The organism is Luteolibacter luteus (assembly GCF_012913485.1).
GTDB classification, from domain to species: domain Bacteria; phylum Verrucomicrobiota; class Verrucomicrobiia; order Verrucomicrobiales; family Akkermansiaceae; genus Haloferula; species Haloferula lutea.
In genome coordinates this window covers 448,408-469,998 of the sequence record NZ_CP051774.1, presented here as the reverse complement: position 1 = coordinate 469,998, position 21,591 = coordinate 448,408, and the positions used below count along the sequence as shown (strand labels likewise).

The 21,591-nt window shown below is 61.4% G+C and carries 21 protein-coding genes; 16 read left to right on the top strand and 5 right to left on the bottom strand.

Annotation, left to right across the window (positions count from 1 at the left end; all coding sequences use genetic code 11):
- Positions 1-50 precede the first annotated feature (50 nt).
- Together HHL09_RS01845 and HHL09_RS01840 are read left to right on the top strand one after the other, a co-directional pair.
- Positions 51-1,013: a diacylglycerol/lipid kinase family protein gene (locus HHL09_RS01845; RefSeq protein ID WP_240963807.1), complete on the top strand. Its 963-nt coding sequence runs from the start codon at positions 51-53 to the stop codon at positions 1,011-1,013.
- Complete coding sequence (locus HHL09_RS01840; protein WP_205760960.1) at positions 986-1,687, top strand: SanA/YdcF family protein; 702 nt, start codon at positions 986-988, stop codon at positions 1,685-1,687. The genes HHL09_RS01845 and HHL09_RS01840 overlap by 28 nt, the downstream gene beginning before the upstream one ends.
- An 11-nt stretch (positions 1,688-1,698) precedes the next feature.
- On the opposite strand, the gene thiS is transcribed toward HHL09_RS01840, so the two are convergent.
- Both thiS and thiH read right to left on the bottom strand, forming a co-directional pair.
- A complete protein-coding gene (gene thiS, locus HHL09_RS01835) occupies positions 1,699-1,902 on the bottom strand; it encodes a sulfur carrier protein ThiS (RefSeq protein WP_169452795.1) in 204 nt (67 codons plus the stop codon).
- A 27-nt stretch (positions 1,903-1,929) separates the two neighbouring features.
- A complete protein-coding gene (gene thiH, locus HHL09_RS01830; RefSeq protein WP_240963710.1) occupies positions 1,930-3,063 on the bottom strand; it encodes a 2-iminoacetate synthase ThiH in 1,134 nt (377 codons plus the stop codon).
- 194 nt (positions 3,064-3,257) lie between these two features.
- Between thiH and HHL09_RS01825 the strand changes: the two genes are divergently transcribed.
- The 6 genes from HHL09_RS01825 to HHL09_RS01800 all read left to right on the top strand — a co-directional run bounded on the left by HHL09_RS01825 (position 3,258) and on the right by HHL09_RS01800 (position 7,520).
- Entirely contained in the window at positions 3,258-4,076 is an 819-nt protein-coding gene (locus HHL09_RS01825) for a hypothetical protein (RefSeq protein ID WP_169452793.1), read from the top strand.
- Between the two features lie 89 nt (positions 4,077-4,165).
- Positions 4,166-4,405: an acyl carrier protein gene (locus HHL09_RS01820; RefSeq protein WP_169452792.1), complete on the top strand. Its 240-nt coding sequence runs from the start codon at positions 4,166-4,168 to the stop codon at positions 4,403-4,405.
- Between the two features lie 100 nt (positions 4,406-4,505).
- Positions 4,506-5,042 (top strand): hypothetical protein, encoded by a 537-nt coding sequence (locus HHL09_RS01815; protein WP_169452791.1) that lies wholly within the window; start codon positions 4,506-4,508, stop codon positions 5,040-5,042.
- Between the two features lie 15 nt (positions 5,043-5,057).
- The gene (locus tag HHL09_RS01810) at positions 5,058-5,960 is read left to right on the top strand and encodes a LysM peptidoglycan-binding domain-containing protein (RefSeq protein ID WP_169452790.1); all 903 of its coding nucleotides are present in this window, start codon (positions 5,058-5,060) and stop codon (positions 5,958-5,960) included.
- A 41-nt stretch (positions 5,961-6,001) separates the two neighbouring features.
- Positions 6,002-6,955, top strand: a complete 954-nt coding sequence (locus tag HHL09_RS01805) for an acetyl-CoA carboxylase carboxyltransferase subunit alpha (RefSeq protein WP_169452789.1) — start codon at positions 6,002-6,004, stop codon at positions 6,953-6,955.
- Positions 6,956-6,980: 25 nt separating this feature from the next.
- The gene (locus HHL09_RS01800) at positions 6,981-7,520 is read left to right on the top strand and encodes a hypothetical protein (protein ID WP_169452788.1); all 540 of its coding nucleotides are present in this window, start codon (positions 6,981-6,983) and stop codon (positions 7,518-7,520) included.
- Positions 7,521-7,564: 44 nt separating this feature from the next.
- Here HHL09_RS01800 and HHL09_RS01795 read toward each other — a convergent pair whose 3' ends face one another.
- Positions 7,565-8,083, bottom strand: coding sequence for an NUDIX hydrolase (locus tag HHL09_RS01795; protein ID WP_169452787.1), 519 nt, complete (start codon positions 8,081-8,083; stop codon positions 7,565-7,567).
- Positions 8,084-8,135: 52 nt separating this feature from the next.
- Between HHL09_RS01795 and HHL09_RS01790 the strand changes: the two genes are divergently transcribed.
- Positions 8,136-9,311 carry a 3-dehydroquinate synthase gene (locus HHL09_RS01790; protein WP_169452786.1) on the top strand — a complete coding sequence of 392 codons (1,176 nt, stop codon included), beginning with the start codon at positions 8,136-8,138 and terminating at the stop codon, positions 9,309-9,311.
- 88 nt (positions 9,312-9,399) lie between these two features.
- Here HHL09_RS01790 and HHL09_RS01785 read toward each other — a convergent pair whose 3' ends face one another.
- Positions 9,400-10,944, bottom strand: coding sequence for a S1C family serine protease (locus tag HHL09_RS01785; protein WP_169452785.1), 1,545 nt, complete (start codon positions 10,942-10,944; stop codon positions 9,400-9,402).
- The gene (locus tag HHL09_RS01780; RefSeq protein WP_169452784.1) at positions 10,944-12,455 is read right to left on the bottom strand and encodes a S1C family serine protease; all 1,512 of its coding nucleotides are present in this window, start codon (positions 12,453-12,455) and stop codon (positions 10,944-10,946) included. Before HHL09_RS01780 ends, HHL09_RS01785 begins: the two co-directional genes overlap by 1 nt.
- Before the next feature lie 236 nt (positions 12,456-12,691).
- Between HHL09_RS01780 and cyoE the strand changes: the two genes are divergently transcribed.
- The 7 genes from cyoE to HHL09_RS01745 all read left to right on the top strand — a co-directional run bounded on the left by cyoE (position 12,692) and on the right by HHL09_RS01745 (position 21,591).
- Complete coding sequence (cyoE, locus tag HHL09_RS01775) at positions 12,692-13,705, top strand: heme o synthase (protein WP_240963709.1); 1,014 nt, start codon at positions 12,692-12,694, stop codon at positions 13,703-13,705.
- A gap of 18 nt (positions 13,706-13,723) precedes the next feature.
- A complete protein-coding gene (locus HHL09_RS01770) occupies positions 13,724-14,488 on the top strand; it encodes a thioredoxin domain-containing protein (RefSeq protein WP_169452783.1) in 765 nt (254 codons plus the stop codon).
- The gene (locus tag HHL09_RS01765; protein WP_169452782.1) at positions 14,485-15,294 is read left to right on the top strand and encodes an SCO family protein; all 810 of its coding nucleotides are present in this window, start codon (positions 14,485-14,487) and stop codon (positions 15,292-15,294) included. Before HHL09_RS01770 ends, HHL09_RS01765 begins: the two co-directional genes overlap by 4 nt.
- Entirely contained in the window at positions 15,287-15,850 is a 564-nt protein-coding gene (locus HHL09_RS01760; protein ID WP_169452781.1) for a DUF420 domain-containing protein, read from the top strand. The genes HHL09_RS01765 and HHL09_RS01760 overlap by 8 nt, the downstream gene beginning before the upstream one ends.
- A gap of 13 nt (positions 15,851-15,863) precedes the next feature.
- Positions 15,864-17,144 (top strand): histidinol dehydrogenase, encoded by a 1,281-nt coding sequence (gene hisD / locus HHL09_RS01755; protein WP_169452780.1) that lies wholly within the window; start codon positions 15,864-15,866, stop codon positions 17,142-17,144.
- 356 nt (positions 17,145-17,500) lie between these two features.
- Positions 17,501-17,785: a hypothetical protein gene (locus HHL09_RS01750; RefSeq protein ID WP_169452779.1), complete on the top strand. Its 285-nt coding sequence runs from the start codon at positions 17,501-17,503 to the stop codon at positions 17,783-17,785.
- A 32-nt stretch (positions 17,786-17,817) separates the two neighbouring features.
- Positions 17,818-21,591, top strand: a complete 3,774-nt coding sequence (locus HHL09_RS01745; RefSeq protein ID WP_169452778.1) for an RCC1 domain-containing protein — start codon at positions 17,818-17,820, stop codon at positions 21,589-21,591.

The window sequence follows — 21,591 nt, the reverse complement described above, 5'->3', positions numbered from 1 at the left end:
CCACCAAGTTCGCACTTGGAAGTTCGCAGGTCCCGGTTTCCATTCGGGGGGTGATCCGGGCACGGCGGTATCCGCTCATTTTTAATCCGAAGGCTCGCAGCCAAAAGGGGCAGCGGGCGTTGAGATTCTTGATGGATCACGCGACCCGTTTCGCGCTTCACGCCACGAGCAGTGCCGAGGAGGCGCGGGAGCTGGCCTCCCTCTTCGCCCGCAATGGAGAGCCGGTGGTGATCGCCGCCGGGGGCGATGGTACCCTGAATGCCGTGGTGCAGGGGCTGGCCGGATCGGAGACCGCGCTGGGAGTCCTTCCCGCTGGGACCATGAATGTTTTCGCGCGGGAGCTGGGCATCCCTTTCGACAACCTGCCGCGCGCCTTCGAGGTGATCGAGGCCGGGTTGGTGAAGGAGATCGACCTTTTCGAAGCGAACGGCATCCCGTTCATGCAGATGGCGGGGGTCGGCTTCGACGCCATGGTGATCGAGGAGACGACCTGGGAGAGCAAGAAGATGCTCGGTCCTCTGGCCTACCTGCTCTCTGCGGTGAAGGTCCTCGGCGAATCCCCGCCGCGAATGCAGGTCGTCTGCGGCGATGGCCAGCATGAGGAAGGAGTCGCGGTGCTGGCTGGCAATGGCTCGCTCTATGGCGGGCAGTTCAAACTTTTCCACAAAGCGGACAATCGCGATAGCATGCTGGATGTCCTGGTCTTCAAGGAAGCCGGCTACAAGCTGGTGCTGGATTCCCTGCGGGGCATCGCCACCGGCAATCTCGAGGCCGCTGGATCCACGGTCAGCTACCTCCAGGCGCATAGCCTGACGGTCACGGCAGACCGCGAGGTGCCGGTGCAGGTGGATGGCGAGTTGGCTGGTCGCTGGCAGGAAGTGAAATTCGGGAACGAAGATCCCGGCCGCTTGCGGGTGATCGCACCGGAAGAGCCGATCGGCAGCCGCTTCGTGGAAGCCGTGAAAGCGATGGTCTCCTGGACCAAGTGGAAACCCGTCGAACAGAAGGTGTGACGGAAGTGAAGGGGCAGAAGGGCGGATGGAAGCGCTGGTTGAAGCGTCTCCTTCTGGCGATGCTGGCACTCTGCTTGGCAGGAGTGAGCTTCATCGCGTGGGCGAATTTCGCCGCCGTGCATGCGAGCCGCGGCAAGCTCTACGATGACGTGGCGAAGATCCCGGCCTGCAAGGTCGGTCTGGTCTTCGGGACCACCGATCGTTTCCAAGATCGTGAGAACCTCTACTTCCGCTACCGGATCGACGCGGCCGAGAAGCTGTGGCGGGCGGGCAAGATCCAGGTGATCCTAGTGTCCGGTGACAATAGCGATAAATACTACAACGAGCCCGTGAAGATGAAGCGCGCCCTGATCGAGCGCGGCATCCCGGAAAACCGGATCGCCTGCGACTACGCCGGGCTCCGCACCCTCGACTCGGTGGTGCGGGGGAAAGAGATCTTCGGGCTCAATGAGGTAACCTTCATCACCCAGCGTTTCCACAATGAGCGAGCCATCTACCTGGCCGAGGCAAATGGCATGAAGGTGAATGGTTTCAATGCCCAGGACGTCGCGACGCGGGGCGGGCTGAAGACGCGCGTCCGGGAGGTCGGTGCGCGGGTGAAGATGTGGCTGGATGTGAATGTGCTCGGGACGAGGCCGAGGCATCTTGGCGGGAAGGAGACGCTGCCGGAGTGACGGGAGGCGTGCTAACCTCCTGCCGCGATCATCACGATCTCAAGCTTGGCTCCCTCTTTTATATCGGTGGTCGGATAGCTCGCTGGAAACACCGCCTCTTCATTCAATTCCACCACGACGGGCTTGCCGCCGAAGCCAAGGGCTTCGAGGAGCGTGGCGACATTGAAGGTGTCGGATTCCAAGAAACGGGACTCCCCGTTGATCACAAGATTCATGTCGGATTGAAAAAGAAGAAGGTGGGATCAGTGCGCCAAGATTGCCTCGTCCCAGTCCTTCCAGACTGGATCGAGCTGCTTTGACTTCAGCATGGCTGCGACTTCCGCAGGCGAGCGGCTGTCGTCGATCTTGAATTGCTCGGTCGCCTTCTCGCAGCCGGTGACCTTTTCCAATTCGACGCGGCGGCCTTTCACGGTGAGGTGCAGGTCCTCGCTGCCGGCACCGGTGTAGCCGCCTGGCTCGGTGCGGGCACCGGCCGACATGCTGGTCACGCCGAGTGGAGCAAGTGCATCACGGAAAGCCGGAGACTCGCGGGTGGAAAGGACGATTCCCACTTGCGGGAAGCAGACGCGGAAGGCGCAGGTCAATTGCACCAGCGCGCGGTCGGAAAGATAGAGCTGCTCATCCGCCTCATACTGGTAGTTCCCGGCGTAGGGGCGCATGCGCGGGAAGGCGACGGTGAACTGGGCCTTCCAGCAGTGCTTGTAGAGATATTCAAGATGAGCCGCCAAGGCCATGGCCTCCTTTTGCCACTCGGCGAGGCCGAAAAGGGCACCGATGCCGATGCGGCGGAAGCCTCCGGCATAGGCCCGCTCGGGGCAGTCGAGGCGCCAGCCGAAGTTTTTCTTCGGTCCGGCGGTGTGGAGCTTGGCATAAGTCTCCGGCTGGTAGGTCTCCTGATACACGATCAAGCCCTCCGCACCGTGGCGTACGATTTCTGCATATTGGTCATCCTCCATGGGACCGACCTCGATGCCGATGGTCGGGAACATCCCCTTCAGCGCATCGATACACTCTTGGAGGTAACCCTCGGACACGAATTTCGGGTGCTCGCCCGCCACCAGCAGGATATTTCGGAAGCCTAGATCATGAAGATAGCGGGCCTCCCGTAGCACCTGCTCCACCGTCAGGGTCACCCGCAGGATTCCATTGTCCCGGGAAAAACCGCAGTAGGAGCAGTTATTCACACACTCGTTCGAAAGGTAGAGCGGCGCGAAAAGGCGCATCGTCCGGCCGAAATGGTGGCGGGTCAGGCGCTGGCTTTCGCGGGCGAGTGCTTCCAGCTCACGATCGGAGGCCGGGGCGATGAGCCGCTCGAAGCGCTGGAGCAGCGGGGATTTCCTCTCAAGGGCGGAGGCGAGATGGGCAGAAAAACTCACGTCGCGGGGAGCTTGGATCAGGCGAGGCGGGTCGTCAAAGCGCGATCCCCGGGATTGTAGGGTCGGCGGGTGAGGGGAGTTATCGGGGCTGCCGCGCGCGGCCGGAACCATTTGCAGGTATCCGTGTCCGTATCTCCGAAGCTTGCCAAATTCCGCCCGCTTGGCTTTCCTGCCGCTGCTTTTCCCCTAGTTCCATGAGCGAGCGTATTGTCTGCAAACCCACCCCCTGGTTCCTGCTGCGCGCTGCGGCAATGTTATTGATGTTCGGTATTTTCACGGTCCTCTTCTTCATCGACGGGAAGTGGGGCTATCGTGAGAAGAACCTGTCCTATCATGTCTCGAAGGCCTTCGAGCAGGCAGCCAAGGATTTCGAAACCAAGGAGGGAGTGATGAGTCCGGCTGAATGGCGTTCCTATGCCGAGAAGCAGACGGTAAGCTTTCCCGAGGACCACTCGATCCTTCCCGAGGGAACCCGGATCCCGATGGCTTGGCCTGCGATCCTGAGCGACTATGATGCCATGAAGGCCGCGCGTACCGGGGAGAAGAACAAGCTTTTCAACGATTACCGTCTTCAGGCCGGGATGAAAAAGGACGCCCCGGAACACGATTATCCGGCGGGCAAGATCAACGAGCAATGGGTGGTCTTCGTCATCTGCCTGGTGCTATCGTTAGGAGCCGCATGGGTGCTGATCCGGACTCTGGGCCGCAGCATGGCGGTGGATGGTGAGGCATTTTATCCCGCGGATGGCGGCAAGGTCCCCTTTGGCGATCTGGTGCGGCTCGACCTGCGGAAGTGGGATACCAAGGGTCTCGCCTTCCTGTGGGCGGGCGGGGCATCCGGGGGTGAGCGCAAGATGCGGATCGACGGTCTGACGTACGGTGGATTCAAGAAAGAGCAGGATGAGCCTGCCGAGCGCCTGATGGGGCGTTTGAAGGAGAATTTCAAAGGAGAGATCATCGAGTACGTCGCCGAGACGGAAGAGCCCGCGGAACAAGCGCCGCCGCAGGCCTGAGTGCTGGCAGATCGAGGTGTTTTTCGGGGTTGCCAAGGTCCGGCGAGGGCGGTAATCCCTCCGCAGCGTCAACCACCAAGTACATTCCAATGTCTGACAAGAGCATCGAAGACCGCGTTAAGGACATCATCGTCGACCAGCTCGGCGTCAACGCCGACCAGGTGACCCTGGAGGCCAAGTTCATCGAAGACCTCGGTGCCGACTCCCTTGACACGGTCGAACTCGTGATGGCCTTCGAAGAGGAGTTCGAGATCGAAGTGCCGGACGAGGAAGCCGAGAAGCTCCAGTCCGTGGGCGATGTCGTCACCTACATCAAGAGCCAGAGCTGAGCCCTGCCGCTCTGCCGAGTAATCATGAAAGGGCGGACTCCAGGTGGGTCTGCCTTTTTTTTGCACTATACTGAACCGATGGGACGCTCCGTCCCGAAACATGCATTCGCCCGATAACATCCAATACGCCTTGGAGACGACCCGCGTCCTGCTGGAGCCGGACCGCCGGATCGATACCTTTGGCGATACCCGCTTCGAGTTTCTTTTACTCAGCGAGCTGATGGATCGTGCTGGCGAAGTGCGTGTGCGCACCGGTGAAATGGAGGCCATGAGGCCGCGGATCCTGCGTCCGGATTCGATGAATGACATCGAGCTGGAAGGCTTCGGCGACAAGGCCCGCGAGCGGATGGATGCGCTGATCGAGAAAATGCAATCACAGGGGAAGGATCTGGCTTTCCTGCGCTACGGCTTTCGTTTCCGCAGCGGCAAGGTGCACGAGGAGATCGTCCACGACTCGATGGATGTCGTGCGGGACCGGATCCTGGAAGAATCCCGCCGCCTCGGAAATCCCGCCCGCGCGGTGATCGAGGGCGTGGATGATGCCTGGGAAGTGTCCGTTTTCAAATTCGCCTTCGAAATGATCCGCCAATCTTGGGCGATCAACCGCTTCGACTTCCACAGGCGGGGACTGCTTTGATAGAACGCGCCGGGGATGCGATTGTGGACTTTGATCAAGCTGGTGGCGGGGGCGGTGGTCCTTGGGGTCACCGTGTTTACCGGATTGCTGGTCTGGCACGTCCAGATGGAGCCGCTCGGGGGCGTGTTTTCCGAGCTTGTCCCGGTGCAATTCGATCCCAAGCCGGTCAACACCCTGCCGAAAGCGGATGCGAACCTGCCGGAGATCGATCCGGGTGCGAAGGTCTTTGAGAAAGCTCGCGAGCTGATCGCGATCGGCGATCTCGCGGCGGCCCAAGAGCGCCTCCGCACGGTGGTGAGCATTTATCCGCGCTCGAAGGCGGCCCCGGAGGCACGGCGGATCGTGGGAGAGATGAATCTCGATGAGCTCCTTTCCGTTTCCAACATGGACGGCAAGGAGATCCACATCGTCCGCTCCGGGGAGTCCTTTCTCGGGATCGCGGCGAAGCACAATACGAGCCTCGATTGCATCATGTATCTGAACGGCCTGATGGACCTGAAGGGGCTCCATCCGGGCGAAGAGATGATCGTGATGCCACTGGAACTGCGGGTGCTGATCGAGCCGGGCCGTAAGGCGCTTTCGCTGTGGAAGGGCGGGCAATTCGTGAAGGAATACCCGCTGCTTTCCGCGGGCTTGGGAAACCAGAAAGGCGGGCTGAAGACCAAGATCGCTTCCAAATCCGGGCTGGCCGGAGATCGTCGCGTGACACCGGGGATGCCTGCCTATCGGGAGTCCGTGAAGAATTTCAGTCTGGAAAAATCCTCCCTTCACATCCGTTCCGCGGAGCCGGGAGATGGCAAGGAGACCGCCGCAGAGCCTGCGGGTGCCGGTTTCCTGTTGTCTGCGGAGGATGCTGAAGAGCTTGCACTTCTTCTCCGGCCGGGGAATGAGGTGGAAATCCGCGTGAGCGGGCCCTAGCTTCCCGCCGCCTCCTGCCCGCACCAACTTTCCCAAATCGCATGCAACTGCTGGAATTCGAAAAGCCGATCGCCGAACTCGAGCGCGAGCTCGACAAGCTGCGCACCAAGGCCGCTTCGCAGGACATCGACATGTCCGGCGAAATCTCAAAAATGGAGGACAAGCTGGCAGAAACCCGTATGCGGATCTATCAGAATCTGACACCGTGGCAACGTGTGCAGATCGCCCGGCACACCCAGCGGCCTTTCATGCTCGATTACATCGCTCATGCTTTCTCCGATTTCTGCGAGCTTCACGGCGATCGCCGGATCGGTGACGACCATGCGATGCCCGGCGGCTTCGCCCGCATCGGCGGCCGCCGTGTGGTGGTGATCGGCCACCAGAAGGGCCGGGACACGAAGGAGAACCTGAAGCGGAACTTCGGCAGCGCTCATCCGGAAGGCTATCGCAAGGCCCTGCGCCTGATGAAGCTGGCAGAGAAATTCAATCTGCCGGTCGTGACGCTGATCGACACGCCGGGAGCTTATCCGGGCATCGGTGCGGAAGAGCGGAATATCGCCGAGGCGATCGCCTACAACCTGCGGGAGATGATGCTACTGAAAGTGCCCGTCATCGCCGTGGTGCTCGGTGAGGGTGGGTCCGGTGGAGCGCTGGGTATTGGCATCGCCGACCGCGTGCTGATGTTGGAAAATGCTTATTACTCGGTAATCAGTCCGGAAGGCTGCGCGGCGATCCTTTGGAAGCACCGCAAGCATGCTCCGGAAGCTGCCGAGGCGATGAAGCTGGCTGCGCCGGATCTTCTCAAGCTGGGCTTGATCGACGGCTACATCCCGGAACCGACCGGCGGTGCTCATCATGATCACGCCGCGACGTCCAATGCGCTGAAGGAAGCGATCCTCACGAACTTGGCGGAGCTGGAGAAGCTCAGCACGGAAGAGCTGCTGGAAGCACGATACCAGAAGTTCCGGAAGTTCGGCGAGTGGGAGCAGGTGTGAGTTGGGACGGGGGCGGCGCGAATCCATGAAACCTCCGCCCTCGAAGCTCGTTCCCTCGGGGCTCTCGCTGGAGTGCCCGGACGTCATTGGGTCAAAGCTTTTGATCCAATGCTCGCCGGGCTGGGGCTGGAGCCATCGGATTGATGGAGTTGGGCAGGATTTGGAGGATCCGAGCCTGCAGTATGCCGTCGTGGAGGTGGTGCCTGAAGCCTATGTCGAATTCACGACCCCGCGTTGTGGAATCACGGGTCGCGTCGTGAAGGCTCCGGATGGCTACTCATTCACGCGCTTCGTTGCGTTCATCATGTTGGATGGCGAGGACTACGATTTCACGGAGAATATTGCCGGTGCGTGGCGAGTGACCTTCGGAACCGGCGAGCTGGATCTCGAGTCGGAGTGGTTTCCCATCCTTGCCGGAGATGATGCGATCTTCGGCTACGGCTCGATCGCGCAGGATGAAGCATCGCTTCTGCGAAGCGGCTCGGTGTTCCGTTATGAAAGGGGCGAGATCGTCCGAATCCATCCGGATGGCTCGATCACGGTCATACCGAGGGAGCCGCAGTAGCGACGCGACTACGTCGTCCGTGTCGTCCGCTGGCCAGGGGTAAGTCAGAGTCCTGCCGCCCAGAGGCTGGCGTGGATCTTGAAATCGATGAGATAACCTTCCGCTTCCTTCTCCTTGAGCCATGTCCGCAGTTCCGCCCGGGGGACGAGGTGGACCTTGATGTCTTCGTGTTCGTTGCCTCCGCCTTCGGTTTCCTTCACCAAATCGGTCGCCAGGAAGAGGTGGGTCAGTTCCGGGGTCATGCCGGCGGAAGTGGGAGTCGCGAGTAGGAGTTCCACCTTCCCGGCGCGGTAGCCGGTTTCCTCTAGCAGCTCCCGTGCGGCCGTGGCGGCCAGCTCTTCGCCGCGGAATTCTTCTTCATCGCCCACCAGTCCCGCGGGGACTTCCATCACTTTCTGCTGAACCGGGATGCGGAACTGTTCCACCAGAACCACTTCGTCCTGCGGGGTGATCGCTAGTATTCCTACGCAGGCATCGGCATTCGGCCGCTTCGCAAAGTCCCAATGACCAATGCGATAGAGGCCTAACCATCGGGTTTCGAACAAAGTCTCAGGCTGGTTCATCGGAAGATTTGTTGGCTGACGGCCGTATCGGAGGCACTGTTTCCCCGTCACGATGTCGCGTCACGATTTCCAAATTCCCGTCACCTTCAAGCACCGCGTTTGCTTCACCCGTGATGCCTTCGGTCCGGCCAATCCGATGCTGGGCGAAATTCTCATCGAGGGCGGTGGCCGCCGGGTTCTCGTGCTGGTGGAAGAAAGCGTGGCGAAGGCGTGGCCGGAGCTTTCCCGGAACGTCGAAACCTATTTCGCGGACCTCGGCTTCGATTGGCGGGGCCTGCATGTCCTGCCGGGTGGTGAGGCGGTGAAAACGGATGACTCCCTCGTGCGCCGGATCTGGGAAACCGTGGACCGCGAGCACATCGACCGCCACTCCTACATCCTCGTGATCGGCGGCGGTGCCTTCCTCGATGCCGTCGGCTTCGCCGCTGCGACCGCCCACCGCGGCGTCCGCTTGGTCCGCTTTCCCACCACCACGCTTTCGCAGGATGACAGCGGGGTGGGGGTGAAGTGCGCGATCAATGGCTTCGGCAAGAAGAACTGGATCGGTGCCTTTGCGGTGCCCTTCGCGGTGATCAATGATTTCAACTTCCTCCTCAGCCAGGATGAGGAGACCTGCCGCGCCGGCTTGATCGAGGCGGTGAAGGTTTCTCTGGTGAAGGATGGCGAGTTCTTCCGCTGGATCGAGACGCAGGTGGATGAACTCGCGAAGCTGGTGCCCGAGGCGCTTGAAGAATGCGTGGAGCGTTCGGCGCTTCTGCACGCGACTCACATTTCGCAGGGCGGTGATCCTTTCGAGACCGGTAGCAGCCGTCCTCTGGACTTCGGTCACTGGTCGGCCCACAAGCTGGAGCAGCTGAGCGGTTTTGCCGTGAGTCATGCGCACGCGGTGGCGATCGGCTGTGCCTTGGATACGCTTTACTCTTCGCGCTGCGGTTTGTTGCGCGATTGTGTGGCAGAGCGGGTGATCGATGTGATCTCCGGCTTGAAGCTGCCGCTGTGGCACCCCGCGCTGGACTTGCGCGACGGTAGTGGCCGCCGTCTGGTGCATGCGGGGCTCGAGGAGTTCCGTGAGCACTTGGGCGGGGAGCTGACCGTGTTGCTGCTGCGTGATGCAGGCATCGGGCAGGATGTGCATGCCCTTGATGAAGGCCTGGTGGATGCCTGTCTGGACGCGCTGCGGGAGAAGCAGGGCGTGGTGGATGCTGCGCAGCCGGTGCCGCGGGCTTGAGGCTTTCGCGCTTCGCAGCACTCGCCTCGTAGAAACGAAAAACCCGGGGCCGCGTTCGCTTGCCCCGGGTTGTAAGAACGTCATCCGCTTAGTCTTCCGCCCGTGAGAGCGGTGCGAGGCCACGCTGGATCAGCTGGCTGTCGACGGCGGTGGAGATGGCTTCGTCGAGGTGAACCTTGAACTTCTCCTCGTCGAATTCGATCTGGTGCATGCCTTCGGCACCCGGCTCCTTGAAGGCTTCGATCAGGGACTTCATGTCCTTGATGTCCTTCCCGTTCACCTTGGTGACGACCATGTTCCGCAGCGGCTCGTAGCCGACCGTGGCAGGTGTGGCGATCACACCGGCCAGGAAGACGATGCGGCGGCCGCGTGCTTCATATTTCTGAGGGTTCTCAAAAACATCCAGCAGGTTGAGCGGTGCGCGGGATTGCCATTCCTCGCCGAAGGACTCGAGCAGGGGACGGGTGAGCTCTTGGAACACCAGGCCGCCCTTCACGAGATAGGAAGGTGCCTTGCCAAACGTGTAGCCGGGAACCAGCTGGTCCTTTTCATCGCGACGATCCAACTCGGCTTCGACCTTCGAGCGCTGGCCATCGCGGATGATTTCCATGAGCACCTTGTCGCCGCTGCTCTTCGCGCCGCGCACCAGATGGCTCCAGTAGAGGCGGCCGTAGTGAGGGTCGTCGAAGTAGCCGAGCCGATCGATGTCATGACCGTCGATGGACACGATGACATCGCCCTTCTTCAGGCCTGCCTTCTCCGCAGCGCTGCCGACTCGGACGATGGAGACGTAGAGGCCGCCGACGTCTTCCGTAAGCTTCAGCCAGGCGCGGAAGTTGATGTCCTCCGTGCGGGTCGTTGAGATCCCGAGGGATGGGAAACCGGCGTAGTCGCCATCGCCCGCCTCGCGGACGAAGCGCTCCACGATGTCTGTGGCCATCACGTCGCTGAGCTGATCCTTCGAGTCGTAGCTGGTCAGGATGCCAGCCAGCTTGCCATCCCGCAGCACGGGCAGCGAGAAGCTATTGGCGGCGCTCTGCATGGAAGCCTTCACCTCGTAAGTAAGGAAAAACTGGCCGGGCAGGAAATTGGAGACGATGTCGATGCTCTGGATCGCACCGGTGGTCACGAGCGGGGTTCCGTTCTCCTCAAGCTGCACGATGTCGAGGGTCTCGCCGGGCTTCGGGCGCGCGGCGATTTCCAAGGGATCGGTGCCGTCGAAGAACTTCGCATCAGTCTCCGACTCCACGCCGAGCAGGGCGAGGTTTGCCTCATAGTCCACGGCCAGCACCTTGGCCGGAGCCAAGCGCTTGCCATCGGAGGACTCGAGCTCGATGTAGGTGGCATCGGCCGCCATTTCCGCGGTGGTCAGCACCTTGTCCTTGGCGACGATGGCACCAAGCGAGCGGCGGGTGCTCGGCGAAAGCTTTTCCCAAGGCTGGGCCTGGTTCCAAGCTTGCTGGGTGGTGCTGATGCGCACCACGGACTTCAGCAGATCCTTCGGTCCGGGGACTGGTCCTTCAGGGACTTCGACCACCACCTTCGGGGCTTCTTCAGCACCCTGATGTTGTTCGCAGCCCGACGAGAAGGCGAAGGACAGCAACAGGAGATAACGCATGGATGGCAGGGACATCACTCGGTGAAATTGGAAAGGCGTTCGATGGCGTAGGTTTTCTTCACGCGTGTATTGGCCGCTTCCACCGCGCTGGCGGGGATCACGACCGGACGCGGAGCTCCGAAGAGCTCGATCACATGGAACTCCGGCGGCGTGGCCGGGTGGAGGAGTTCGTCGGCATGCTTGAGGCTCTTCACGGTGACGCCATTGATCTTGTCCACGGCGAGACCGGCGAAGTCAGCGAGCTGGCTGTTGATGGGATCACTCTCCACGCGGGTGAGCAGCACGATGTCCTGACGCTCGGTGAAGATGCCCTTCGGCACGTAGTCGGTGTAGAGCCGGCGCACGTTCACGTTGTCGAACTTCGCGGAGGCGAAGAGATTCGTGTCGAGCGGTTGGAAGACGAGGCCAGCGAAGACGAGGTAGCGCGGCTTCTTCTCGTACTGGATGGCATACATGCGCGCGGGCGGCAGGGGCTTCAGCGCCACGTCCGCTTCCTTGCTGCCTTCCGAGTTCTGCCAGCGGAGCTTCACCTTGTCCCCGGCGAACTTGCGCTCGACGACTTCGTTCAGATCCACCTTTTCGCCATCAAGCAGGATCTGCCCGGCGCTGTCGATCTCGTGGCCATCGATGGTGAGCAAGACATCGCCCGGCTTCAGGATGCCATCGCAGGCACCCGTGGGAGTCACGTCGGTGACCAGCACGCCCAAGCCGTTGTCCGCGAGCTTCAGCGCCTTGCGCATCGCCGGGTTATAGAGCGGGAAGGTGGCCACGCCGAGGTCCACGTAGAAATCGTATTGGCCGTCCTCGATGTCCTTGAGGAAGCGGCGGATCACCGGGGTGGGGATGATGTAGCCGGTATTGTCGGCTTGGCGCAGGCCTTGGAAGGCCACGCCCACCACTTTGCCATCCTGCAGCACGGGACCGCCGGAGTTGCCGGGATTGATCGCGGCGTCGATCTGCACGATCAGATGCTGATCGGCGCGCGAGTGGGAGTAGGACGAGAAGTCGATCCGGGAAACCACGCCGCGGGTGACGGAGAGGCGCTCGCCGCCGATCGGGTAGCCGATCACGCGGACTTGGCTTTCGAGCTGCGGCACATCACCCAAGGAGAGCTTCGGGAATTTCTCGAAATCGGTGAAATCCTCCACCTCGAGCAGTGCGAGGTCGCAATCGTGGGCAATGAATTTCACCTTCGCCGGATACTTCCGCGGGCTACCGTGGACCGTGATGAGCAGGCGGCGCTCGTTCGAGACCACGTGGGCATTGGTGAGGAAGGTATTCTCTCCGATCAGGAAACCGGTGCCGATTCCTCCGCCGAAGCGACCGCTATTCCACGGGGTGGTGTAGTCCGGGACTTGGGCCGCGGCCTCGATCCGGACCACCGAACGGTAGATATCGGAGGGGGCGCCAGCCGGCGTATCCGGGATCGGCGGGGTTTCTGGGGGAGCCGCCGCAGGGGCTTCGGTCTGTGCCAGCACTTGGCTGGCCGTAAAAAGGGCGAGTGTGGCGAGGATTCGCGCGAACATCGGTTGCGAGGCTATGAGGGAATGACCGGGGTGCAAGGGGAATGGAGGAATAAAGCCTGCTCCCGGATACGGTCGGTCTGTCGGAAAAGTAGCGTCAGCCCGTGCCTTGTCTGTCTACGGGATAGCGCCGCCCAGACGGAGTGCAAGCAAGCGCCAAGGCGTTTTGATTTGGCGATCCGCGCGACATTTTCCGTGCCATGCCGGGCGGGGCGGGTTCTCTTTCCGGCGTTCCGCCGATGGTTGATCCTGCTCCTGCCGAAGAACCGAAGACTCCCGAGACCTCCGAGACGGCCTCGGTGGGGACTGTAGTAACCCCGGCAGAGGAGGGGGCGGTGACGGAACAGGTGGTGCCCTCAGAGTCGGAAATGGAGGATCCCGGCCTGCGGAAGGACCTGCTGGTTCTTACCAAGATGCGGCTGAATGTCTTCGTCCTCATCACCACCTTTTTCGGCTTCCTGCTGGCCTCCCGCTCCGGCGGCCGGAGCTTCGACCTGATGATTCTGGCTCACACGATCATCGGCACAGCGGCGGCGGCCTTCGGTTCCGCGGCTTTTAACCAGGTGATGGAAGTGGACCTGGACGCCCGGATGAAACGCACGGCCAACCGGCCGCTGCCCTCGCGGCGCATGGATCCGCTTTTCGCCTTCGCGGTGGGCTGGATTCTTTCCGCGGCGGGAATCATCCACCTGGCGGCGAAAGTCGGAGCATGGCCTGCCTGGCTGGCCGCGGCGACGGTAGCGATCTACGTTTTCGTCTACACCCCGCTAAAGCGCGTCAGCAGCACGAACACGCTGGTCGGCGCGATTCCCGGGGCAATTCCCCCGGTGATCGGTTGGACCGCGGCGGGCGGGCCGGTGGACAACTCCGCGTGGTTCCTTTTCGCGCTGCTCTTCCTGTGGCAGCTCCCGCATTTCGTGGCGATCAACTGGCTCTGCCGCGAGGAGTATGAAAGCGCCGGCTACAAGATGTGGTCGGACGGCGACGTGAGCGGCCGCCACAGCGGGAAATTGGCGGCGATTTTCGCGTTGATGCTGGCCGCACTGCCGATTTGGCCGTGGTTTGCGGGCTCGACGCCCGGGATTCTGGGCATCGTGGCGTTGGTCGGCGGGGTGCTGGCAGGTCTTCTGATGGCGGCGCTGGCGGGGCGTTTCATGCGGGATGGCCAGCGGACTTCCTTCCGGAAGCTTTTCCTTTTCACGCTGCTCTACCTGCCACTGGAGCTTGGATTGCTTGCCATCGCGTGGCGCTAGTCTAGTTTCCGCCGCCCCATGAGGACGCCTGCCGAGCCATTGATTCCCGCCGAGCGCGATCCCGTGAAGCTGCGGCGCACCGCGCTCACCTTGGTGACGCTGATGATCGTCAGCGCGATCGGTGTCTATATCGCTTACATGAAGCTGGCCGAGCGCCAGGCTTCGGACGAGACGCCGTCCTTCAAGGGCCGCATCGAGAAGAACTTCAAGGTCTGGCGCCAGGACGAAAGTGAAGGCGATCTGGCGGAGATGGATGGGGAGGTCTACGTGATCGCCCCTGTGCTCTTCAGCAAGCCGGAGACATGGAAGCACACCCGTGAGGTGCTGGAGCGGCTTTCCCTGCGTTACGCCGGCCGTTCCGATTTTCACATCATCTGCCTGACGGTGGACCCTGAGGGCGAGCCTCCCGCGAAGCTGAAAGGCTATGCCGAGCAGCTCGGCGCGAAGCTTCCGCAGTGGTGGCTCGGAGCTACGCGGGAAGAAAGTGTCCACAAGTTCCTCAAGAACATCCTGAAGATGGAAATGATCCCTCACAAGGTGGATGAAGAGTGGGTTTACGACGGCACCCTGGTGGTGATCGATCGTGACCGCCACATCCGCAAGGGGACGGTGCGCACCGACAAGCGTGCGCGCATGGATGCGCCTTTCGATTTCGAAGCTGCCGCCAAGTGGGATGCCGAGCACCCCACGCCCGGGGATCCGACACGGGTCTCGCGGGATCTTGAGAACCTGCTCCAGCATGTGATCGACCACGTGCTGGCGAAACCCGTAACGACGAAATGAACGACCGGGGAAAAATCGCGATGATCTACGGCAGCGTGGCTGTCATCTCTGCCGCACTGATCGCAGGCGGTATCTATCTGAGCAGCCAGGTGCCGGATCAACCGGCACCGGAGATCGTGCCGGATTTCAGCGACGTGGGCACTCCGAAGGAGGATGCCTTCATGCCCATCAAGGCGGACTTCGCCGGCGTCAACCAGGACGGGAAGCAGGTCAAACTCTCCGACCTGAAGGGGAAGGTTTGGGTCGTTTCCGAGTTCTTCGCCATCTGCCCGCACTGCGCGGTGCGGAACGGTGTGGAGCTGAAGGAGATCTACGACAGCTTCAAGGATCACCCGGATTTCCAGATGGTCTGCATTTCGGTCGATCCGGAAACGGACACGCACGAAAAGCTCCAGGACTACGGCAAGGCCCTGACGGCGGATTCCAAGAACTGGTGGTTCGTCACTCACCCAAACCAGCAGGAGACGCACGACTACCTCGAGAAGACCCTTGGTTTCTTCAAGGTCCGCGAGCGCACGGATCCGCTGGATCGCGAGTCGAACGGACGCTTCGCCCACGACATGGGAATCATGCTGGTGGACCGTGAATGGAACATCCTTGGCAAGTGGCCGCTCTACGACGCGAAGTCCGAAGAGGGCCGCCGTCGTGACCCGCATCTCTATGAGAAGCTCAAGAAGGAGCTGATGGACCGTATCCATGAAGAGTTGGACAAGAACGAGTCCGCGGGCATCGAACATCTCGACGCGGAAACGCCGGAAGAATCCGCCGATCCACAGGCCATCAACGAACCGGTAAAGGATGACTGAAGAACGGAAGGAGTGGTTGTCCCGCGCGCCACAAGATGCGCTTTCGAAGAAGCTGGGAATCATCGCCTGGGTCCTGACCGCCGCCGTTCTCGGCTTGGTAGGGCTCATGCGCACGGTGCGGATTCCTCTGCCGGAGGGTGTCAGCTTTACTTTCTTGCCGCCGGTTCACGCGGTGTTGAATTCGCTGGTGGCGGTGGCTCTGATCATCGCGTTGGTGGCGGTGAAACAGGGAAAGATTGCCCTGCATCGGAAGGCTATTTTCGCTGCCATGGGTCTCTCCGTGGCTTTCCTCCTTTGCTACGTGGCCTATCACTTCACCACGGTGGAGACGCGTTATGGCGGCACGGGTGCGATGCGTGGCGTGTATTTCTTCTTCCTCATCACCCACATCGTGCTGGCCGGGGTAAGCTTGCCTTTCATCCTTTTTACCTTCATTGCGGGGTGGACGAATCGCTTTGCAGCGCACCGCCGCCTGGCAAAGTGGGTTTTCCCGATCTGGCTCTACGTGGCCGTGACCGGGCCGATCTGCTACCTGATGCTGAAGCCGTACTATTAGTTCCGTACTTCCCATGAAAATCCTCGGATACCGCGACGCCGACTACGAGTCCTTCGTGAAGCGCCTGAACCGCCGTGCGCTGCCGACGCATGACGTGCGTGATCTGGTGGCCGATATTATCGCCGAGGTGGCAGGGCAGGGGGACAAGGCGCTGGTGGCCTATGCGAAGCGTTTCGACAACGTGGAGCTGAATGCGAAGAAGCTTTTCATTACGCCGGAGGAACTGGCTGACGTGAAGGTGGCTCCTTCCACCAAGAAAGCGGTGGCGGCCAGCCTGAAGAATATCATCGCCTTCGCCAAAGGCGGCCTGCGCAAGGATTGGTCGATGATCAATGCGGAGGGTGCCCGCGTGGGCGAGCGTTTCCAGCCCTTCGACCGTGTGGGCGTTTACGTCCCGGGCGGCAAGGCGCCGCTGGTTTCCACCGCGCTGATGACCGCCGGCTTCGCCAAGGCGGCCGGCGTGCCGGAGATCATCGCGGCCACACCCTGTGGTCCGGATGGCAAGGTGAACCCGGAGCTGCTCTATGCGCTGAAGGCCGCGGGGGTGACGGAGATCCTCAAGATCGGCGGTGCCCAGGCAATCGCCGCGCTGGCACTGGGCACGAAGACGGTGAAGCCGGTGGATCGTCTCTTCGGTCCTGGAAATCGCTTTGTGGTTGAGGCGAAGCGCCAGCTTTTCGGCGCGGTTTCGATCGACCTGCTGCCGGGGCCGAGCGAAGTGCTGATCATTTCCGACAAGACGGGTAATCCGGACTACATCGCCGCTGACCTGCTGGCCCAGGCCGAGCACGGTGGCGATAGCGTGATCGGTTTCATCACCGACTCGAAGGCGCTCATTGGCAAGGTGGTGAAGGCCGTGGAGAAGCAGCTCCTGACCCTAAATCGCGCGAAGTACATCAAGGAAGTGCTGAAGCAGGGAACCTTTATCTTGAACGTCCGCAACATGGCGGAAGCGGTCGAGATTTCGAATGCCTTCGCCTCCGAGCACGTCTCGCTGATCTGCGCGGATGAGAAGAAGTGGCTACCGCAGATCCGCACCGCGGGTGCGATCTACCTCGGCAACAATTCGCCGGTGGCTGTGGGCGATTTCCTCGCTGGTCCGAGTCACACCCTGCCGACCGGCGGTAGCGGCCGCTCGTTCTCCGGTCTGCGCGCGGATCAATTCCAGCGCCGCACCAGCATCGTGAAGCTCGACAAGAAGTCGGTGCGGAAGTCGCTGGAGGTCGTGCAAGAGTTCGCGCGGATCGAGGGGCTTGATGCGCACGGTCGCTCGACGGCGATCCGGGTGGAGTGAAGGTTTTCCCGAGTAGTGCCAAGTTAAGCTGCTTTCCCGGCTGGGCGACGCAGCCTGCAGCGCTTCTTTTTGCCTGAGAGCGCTTACGGATTGCCGATCAAATGCCCCGAATGGTGCCAACTGAAGGGGGTGAACTCTGCCGCCACGGCCGGGCACCTCAAGCTGCCGCCATCCGAAGATTGAAATAAAGGGTCATTCAATGCGGCCCGCGTCCGTTGAATTGTCACTTGATCTTCCGAGGTTTTTCTTGGGTTGTGATAAAGATATGTGTAGCGGGATGCGCATGTTAGGTGCTGCATCCGGAAGGATGCCCCGGTCCGGCGGGTGATCCGGACCTCCTCCTTGCTTTCCCTCCCGTGAAAGTCCTCCTTCTTCCGTTCATGCTGTTCCTGGCATCGCCTTGCGGTGCCGTGGATGATGTCCCGCCATGGAATCCCGACGATGCGGATGGTGATGGCCTTTCCGACGAATGGGAACGCTTCCATTTCGGGAGCATTTCCTCGCAGGCCACGGAGGATGATCCGGACCAGGATGGAATCCCGAACGGGACCGAGTTCCTCAACGACTCGGACCCGAATGAAACCGGCGCGCTGCCGCTTGATCTCGGCATGGAACCGGAGGGGGGCAAGAGCGAACAATGATGCCGCCAAAGAACTCCGGGCCGCTTGCTCTCATGGCGGCCTTCCTTGCGGCACTCTGCTTCCAGCCTTTGGCCGCGGAGCAGGGCATCCTCGCCACCGGAAACTTCGGCTCTTTCCTGCTGCACGATGACGGAAGCGTCCGCGCATGGGGGAACAACTCCGGCGGTCAACTGGGCATCGGATCCCTCCAGCACTCTCCCTTCCCGGTCGGGATCGCCGCCATTGCGGACGACGCGATATGGATCGCGGCCGGAGACAATCATGCGCTGGCGGTGAAGTCCGATGGCTCGGTTGTGGCCTGGGGTGGGAATACCTATGGCGTGCTGGGAGACGGCACCCAGACCAATCGCTCCGTTCCTGTGACCGTGGGTGGTGGGCTTTCGGGAATCGTGGCAGCCAGTGCGGGCAAGTCGCATTCCCTAGCCTTGGACGGTCAGGGCCGCGTGTTTGCCTGGGGCTACAACAGCACCGGCCAATTGGGAGACGGCTCTACTTCCACCCGCCTGCTGCCGGTGCGCGCTGGCAGCCTTTCCGGCATGACGGAGCTGAGCGCCGGCGGAAGCCATAGCCTCGCCTTGGACGGCAATGGCGAGGTGTGGGCCTGGGGCAGCAACCAATATGGCCAGCTTGGAAACGGCAGCGGTCCGGCGAGCAAGGTGCCGGTGAAGATCAATACCCTGCATGACATCATCGAGATCTGCACCGCCGGGGATCACAGCCTAGCACTCCAGTCGGATGGCACCGCCTGGGCCTGGGGCAGGAATCCATCCGGCGCGCTCGGAACCGGCAACCGCACGAACAGCGCGCTCCCCATCGCGCTCCCGCTCGATGGAATCGTCCGCATCGCCGCCGGGTGGAACCGCTCGATGGCGCTCGATGACGAGGGAGTGATCTGGTCCTGGGGTGCTCGCAACTTCGGCGTCTATGGTGCCGGCAGTTATACCGAATCGCTGGCACCGGTGGCCGAGAGCACGGCGGGCGAAACGGTGGACGAGCTTTCCGCGGGCCTGCAGCATTCGCTCGCGCTTGCCACCGGCGGGGATGTGCTGGCGTGGGGCGATGACGCCTTCGGCCAGCTCGGTAGCGGGCTCCGGAGATCGAGGAACCTCGCCGAGCAGGTGAGCGGTATCGGAAACATCATCGATCTTGATGCGGGGGAGAATTTCGGCGTCGCCGTGCGGTCCGATGGCTCGGTTCTGGCATGGGGTGCGAATACCAAGGGGACCCTCGGCGAGGGCTTTGCCGGGGGTGACGATTTTTATCCCGCGCTTGTCGATGGCATCGGCGGTGTGAAGTCCTGTAGCGCGGGGATCGGCCATGCGCTGGTGGCGAAGTCGGATGGCACGGCCTGGACCTGGGGATCGAATGCCTCCGGCCAATTGGGCGATGGCAGCTTGTCGGGCAGGGCCTCGCCGGTGCAGGTGTCCGGGCTCACGGCGGTGAAGTCCGTCGCCGGCGGGTTGGGCTTCTCGCTGGCCCTGCTGGAGGATGGTACGGTGCGGGCATGGGGAGACAACTCCCTCGGCCAGCTCGGGGATGGCAGCGGCGACAGTTCCCCGCTGCCGGTGACGGTTTCCGGTTTGAATGACGTGAAGGAGATCCATGCCGGGAGCGATCATGCGCTGGCCCTGAAGAACGATGGCACCGTGTGGGCGTGGGGCGATGACAGCCTCGGCCAATTGGGCACCGGCGGTTTGCCCGGATCGCTTCCGCGCCAGGTTTCTTCCTTGTCCGGGGTGATCTCGCTCGCCACGGGCATCAATCATTCCCTCGCCCTGCATGGTGATGGCAGCGTGTCCTCATGGGGCGATTCTTCCGGCGGCAAGCTCGGACGCACCGCTTCCGGAGGCAGCTTGTCGGCGAAGATTCCGGGCCTTGCAGGGATCCGCGCGGTAGGTGCCGGTGAGAACCATTCCTTCGCCATCGGCAGCGGTGGCAGCCTCCAGGCATGGGGCGTGAACTACGACGGCCAACTGGGCGATGGCAGCTATGCGAACAAGGCGGCACCGGTCTCCGTGCCGGGTGCGGAAGGACTGCGGCGCGTCTGCGGTGCCCTCGGAGCAAGCTTCGCCCTGAAGGAAGACGGCAAGGTCCTTTCCTGGGGCAGCAGCAACCGCGGCGAACTGGCCGATGGCTACGGGCCGCGCCTCGCTCCGGGGATTGTTTTCGGCGTCAATAGCCATTGGCCCACCCCGGACTATTCCTTGTCGGCCTTCGATGGGAAATCCATTCCCTTGGGCAGTTCCATCCAGATCGGGGGCGTTTTCCAATCCACCGGCGCGGCCTTGGAAAAAGTCTCCTTCTACTCGCGCGGGATCTTCCTCGCCGAAGATGAGACCGACCCCTTTTCCTGGACCTACACTCCGGAGACCTGGGGGGATATCGAGGTCAATGCCGTGGCCGTCGATGCGAACGGCTCGCATTCGCTGGCCGGTTCCATCGTCCTGCACACTCCCTATGATTCGGACGAAGATGCCCTCCCGGATGACTGGGAGATCCTCCAATGGGGCAACCTGCAGAATGATGCGGACTCGGATCCGGACATCGATGCCCTTTCGAATCTGACGGAATATCAGGAAGGGAGCGATCCCAAGGATTTCTACAATGGCGTATCACGGAATTTGGTTTTGATCGGCGGAAACGCACAATATGCAGAGGTTGGAGCCTTCTCGGCGGAGCCGCTGGTCTTCGAGGTCCGGCGAAATGGGATTCCCTTGGCGAATGCACCTGTGTGGCTCGAGGTAACCCTTTCCAGCCCTTGGCTTCTCTCGCTCGTAAATGACGGAAGCGGATTGAGCACCTCCATTGAAACCAGAACCGGTCCGGATGGTAGAGGGCAGGTCTATATGAAGCATGGAAGCTTGGGGGCGTTTAACTATCTCTCCATTTGGGCCAGTCATTTCGGAATAAGGAGATCGGGCCAGACCGCGTCTGCAACGACCCAAGTGCGCAACATTTTTCCTCTTGGAACGCTTGGTCGCGATGCCACCGATGCGATCGACAACCGGATCTCCGGCAAGGATCCCCTCGTCGCGAAGCCGGTATACTTCACGAAGGATCACGGAAACGCAATTTATGCCAGGAACACGAACTGCTGGGCTCATGGTCTTGCCTCGCAGATGAGTTGCATTAGCCCGTGGAACAGTGCCGGTGGCGATTTGAGAGCAGGGGTGGCGATCACAAGGCGCCACGTGTTGAACGCGGCCCACTTTCCTCTGAATGTTGGCGATACCATTCGCTTTGTGACGGCATCGAATGCGGTGGTGACCCGGACAATCGTGAGCAGGGTGATCCACCCGAACTACGTTCCAGTAGGTGTCTATCTGGACTTTGCGGTCTATACCTTGAACGCCGATCTTCCTCCGGAAATTGTTCCCTGCAAGATTCTCCCGGCATCCTTTGCGGACAAGCTAGGGCCTCTGGGAGTGTGGTCAGTGCCTGCGCTCGCGTTGGACCAAGAAGAGAAAGCATTGGCGATGAATTGGGGAGGTTTTGTGACCCAGCCGAATCCCTCGGGCGGCTTACGGACGTGGGCAAGCTTCACCAAACCCACCTTGCCCGTTTTCCGGGCTGCGTTCTTTGAAGATGTTGTCGTTGGAGATTCGGGAAATCCCGCCTTCCTGGTCGTCAATGATTCGCTAGTGCTAGTCACGGTTTGGGGCGGAGGCTCTATTGGAACCTTTGTCAATCCCAGCATTGTCGATCTCAACGCGATGATTCTAGCTGCGGATCTCCAGGCAGGAACCAATACAAACCTCCAGGTGGAGGTGGTGGATCTCAGCGCCTATCTTCCATTTTCTCCGTAA

Coding starts and splice junctions, on each gene's coding strand:
- HHL09_RS01745 (WP_169452778.1), top strand. CDS start 17,818: ATGGCGGCCTTCCTTGCGGCACTCTGCTTCCAGCCTTTGGCCGCGGAG.
- HHL09_RS01780 (WP_169452784.1), bottom strand. CDS start 12,455: ATGTTCGCGCGAATCCTCGCCACACTCGCCCTTTTTACGGCCAGCCAA.
- HHL09_RS01770 (WP_169452783.1), top strand. CDS start 13,724: ATGAGGACGCCTGCCGAGCCATTGATTCCCGCCGAGCGCGATCCCGTG.
- HHL09_RS01825 (WP_169452793.1), top strand. CDS start 3,258: ATGAGCGAGCGTATTGTCTGCAAACCCACCCCCTGGTTCCTGCTGCGC.
- HHL09_RS01790 (WP_169452786.1), top strand. CDS start 8,136: ATGTCGCGTCACGATTTCCAAATTCCCGTCACCTTCAAGCACCGCGTT.
- HHL09_RS01800 (WP_169452788.1), top strand. CDS start 6,981: ATGAAACCTCCGCCCTCGAAGCTCGTTCCCTCGGGGCTCTCGCTGGAG.
- HHL09_RS01765 (WP_169452782.1), top strand. CDS start 14,485: ATGAACGACCGGGGAAAAATCGCGATGATCTACGGCAGCGTGGCTGTC.
- HHL09_RS01810 (WP_169452790.1), top strand. CDS start 5,058: ATGCGATTGTGGACTTTGATCAAGCTGGTGGCGGGGGCGGTGGTCCTT.
- HHL09_RS01815 (WP_169452791.1), top strand. CDS start 4,506: ATGCATTCGCCCGATAACATCCAATACGCCTTGGAGACGACCCGCGTC.
- HHL09_RS01760 (WP_169452781.1), top strand. CDS start 15,287: ATGACTGAAGAACGGAAGGAGTGGTTGTCCCGCGCGCCACAAGATGCG.
- cyoE (WP_240963709.1), top strand. CDS start 12,692: ATGGTTGATCCTGCTCCTGCCGAAGAACCGAAGACTCCCGAGACCTCC.
- HHL09_RS01795 (WP_169452787.1), bottom strand. CDS start 8,083: ATGAACCAGCCTGAGACTTTGTTCGAAACCCGATGGTTAGGCCTCTAT.
- HHL09_RS01785 (WP_169452785.1), bottom strand. CDS start 10,944: ATGTCCCTGCCATCCATGCGTTATCTCCTGTTGCTGTCCTTCGCCTTC.
- HHL09_RS01805 (WP_169452789.1), top strand. CDS start 6,002: ATGCAACTGCTGGAATTCGAAAAGCCGATCGCCGAACTCGAGCGCGAG.
- HHL09_RS01820 (WP_169452792.1), top strand. CDS start 4,166: ATGTCTGACAAGAGCATCGAAGACCGCGTTAAGGACATCATCGTCGAC.
- hisD (WP_169452780.1), top strand. CDS start 15,864: ATGAAAATCCTCGGATACCGCGACGCCGACTACGAGTCCTTCGTGAAG.
- thiS (WP_169452795.1), bottom strand. CDS start 1,902: ATGAATCTTGTGATCAACGGGGAGTCCCGTTTCTTGGAATCCGACACC.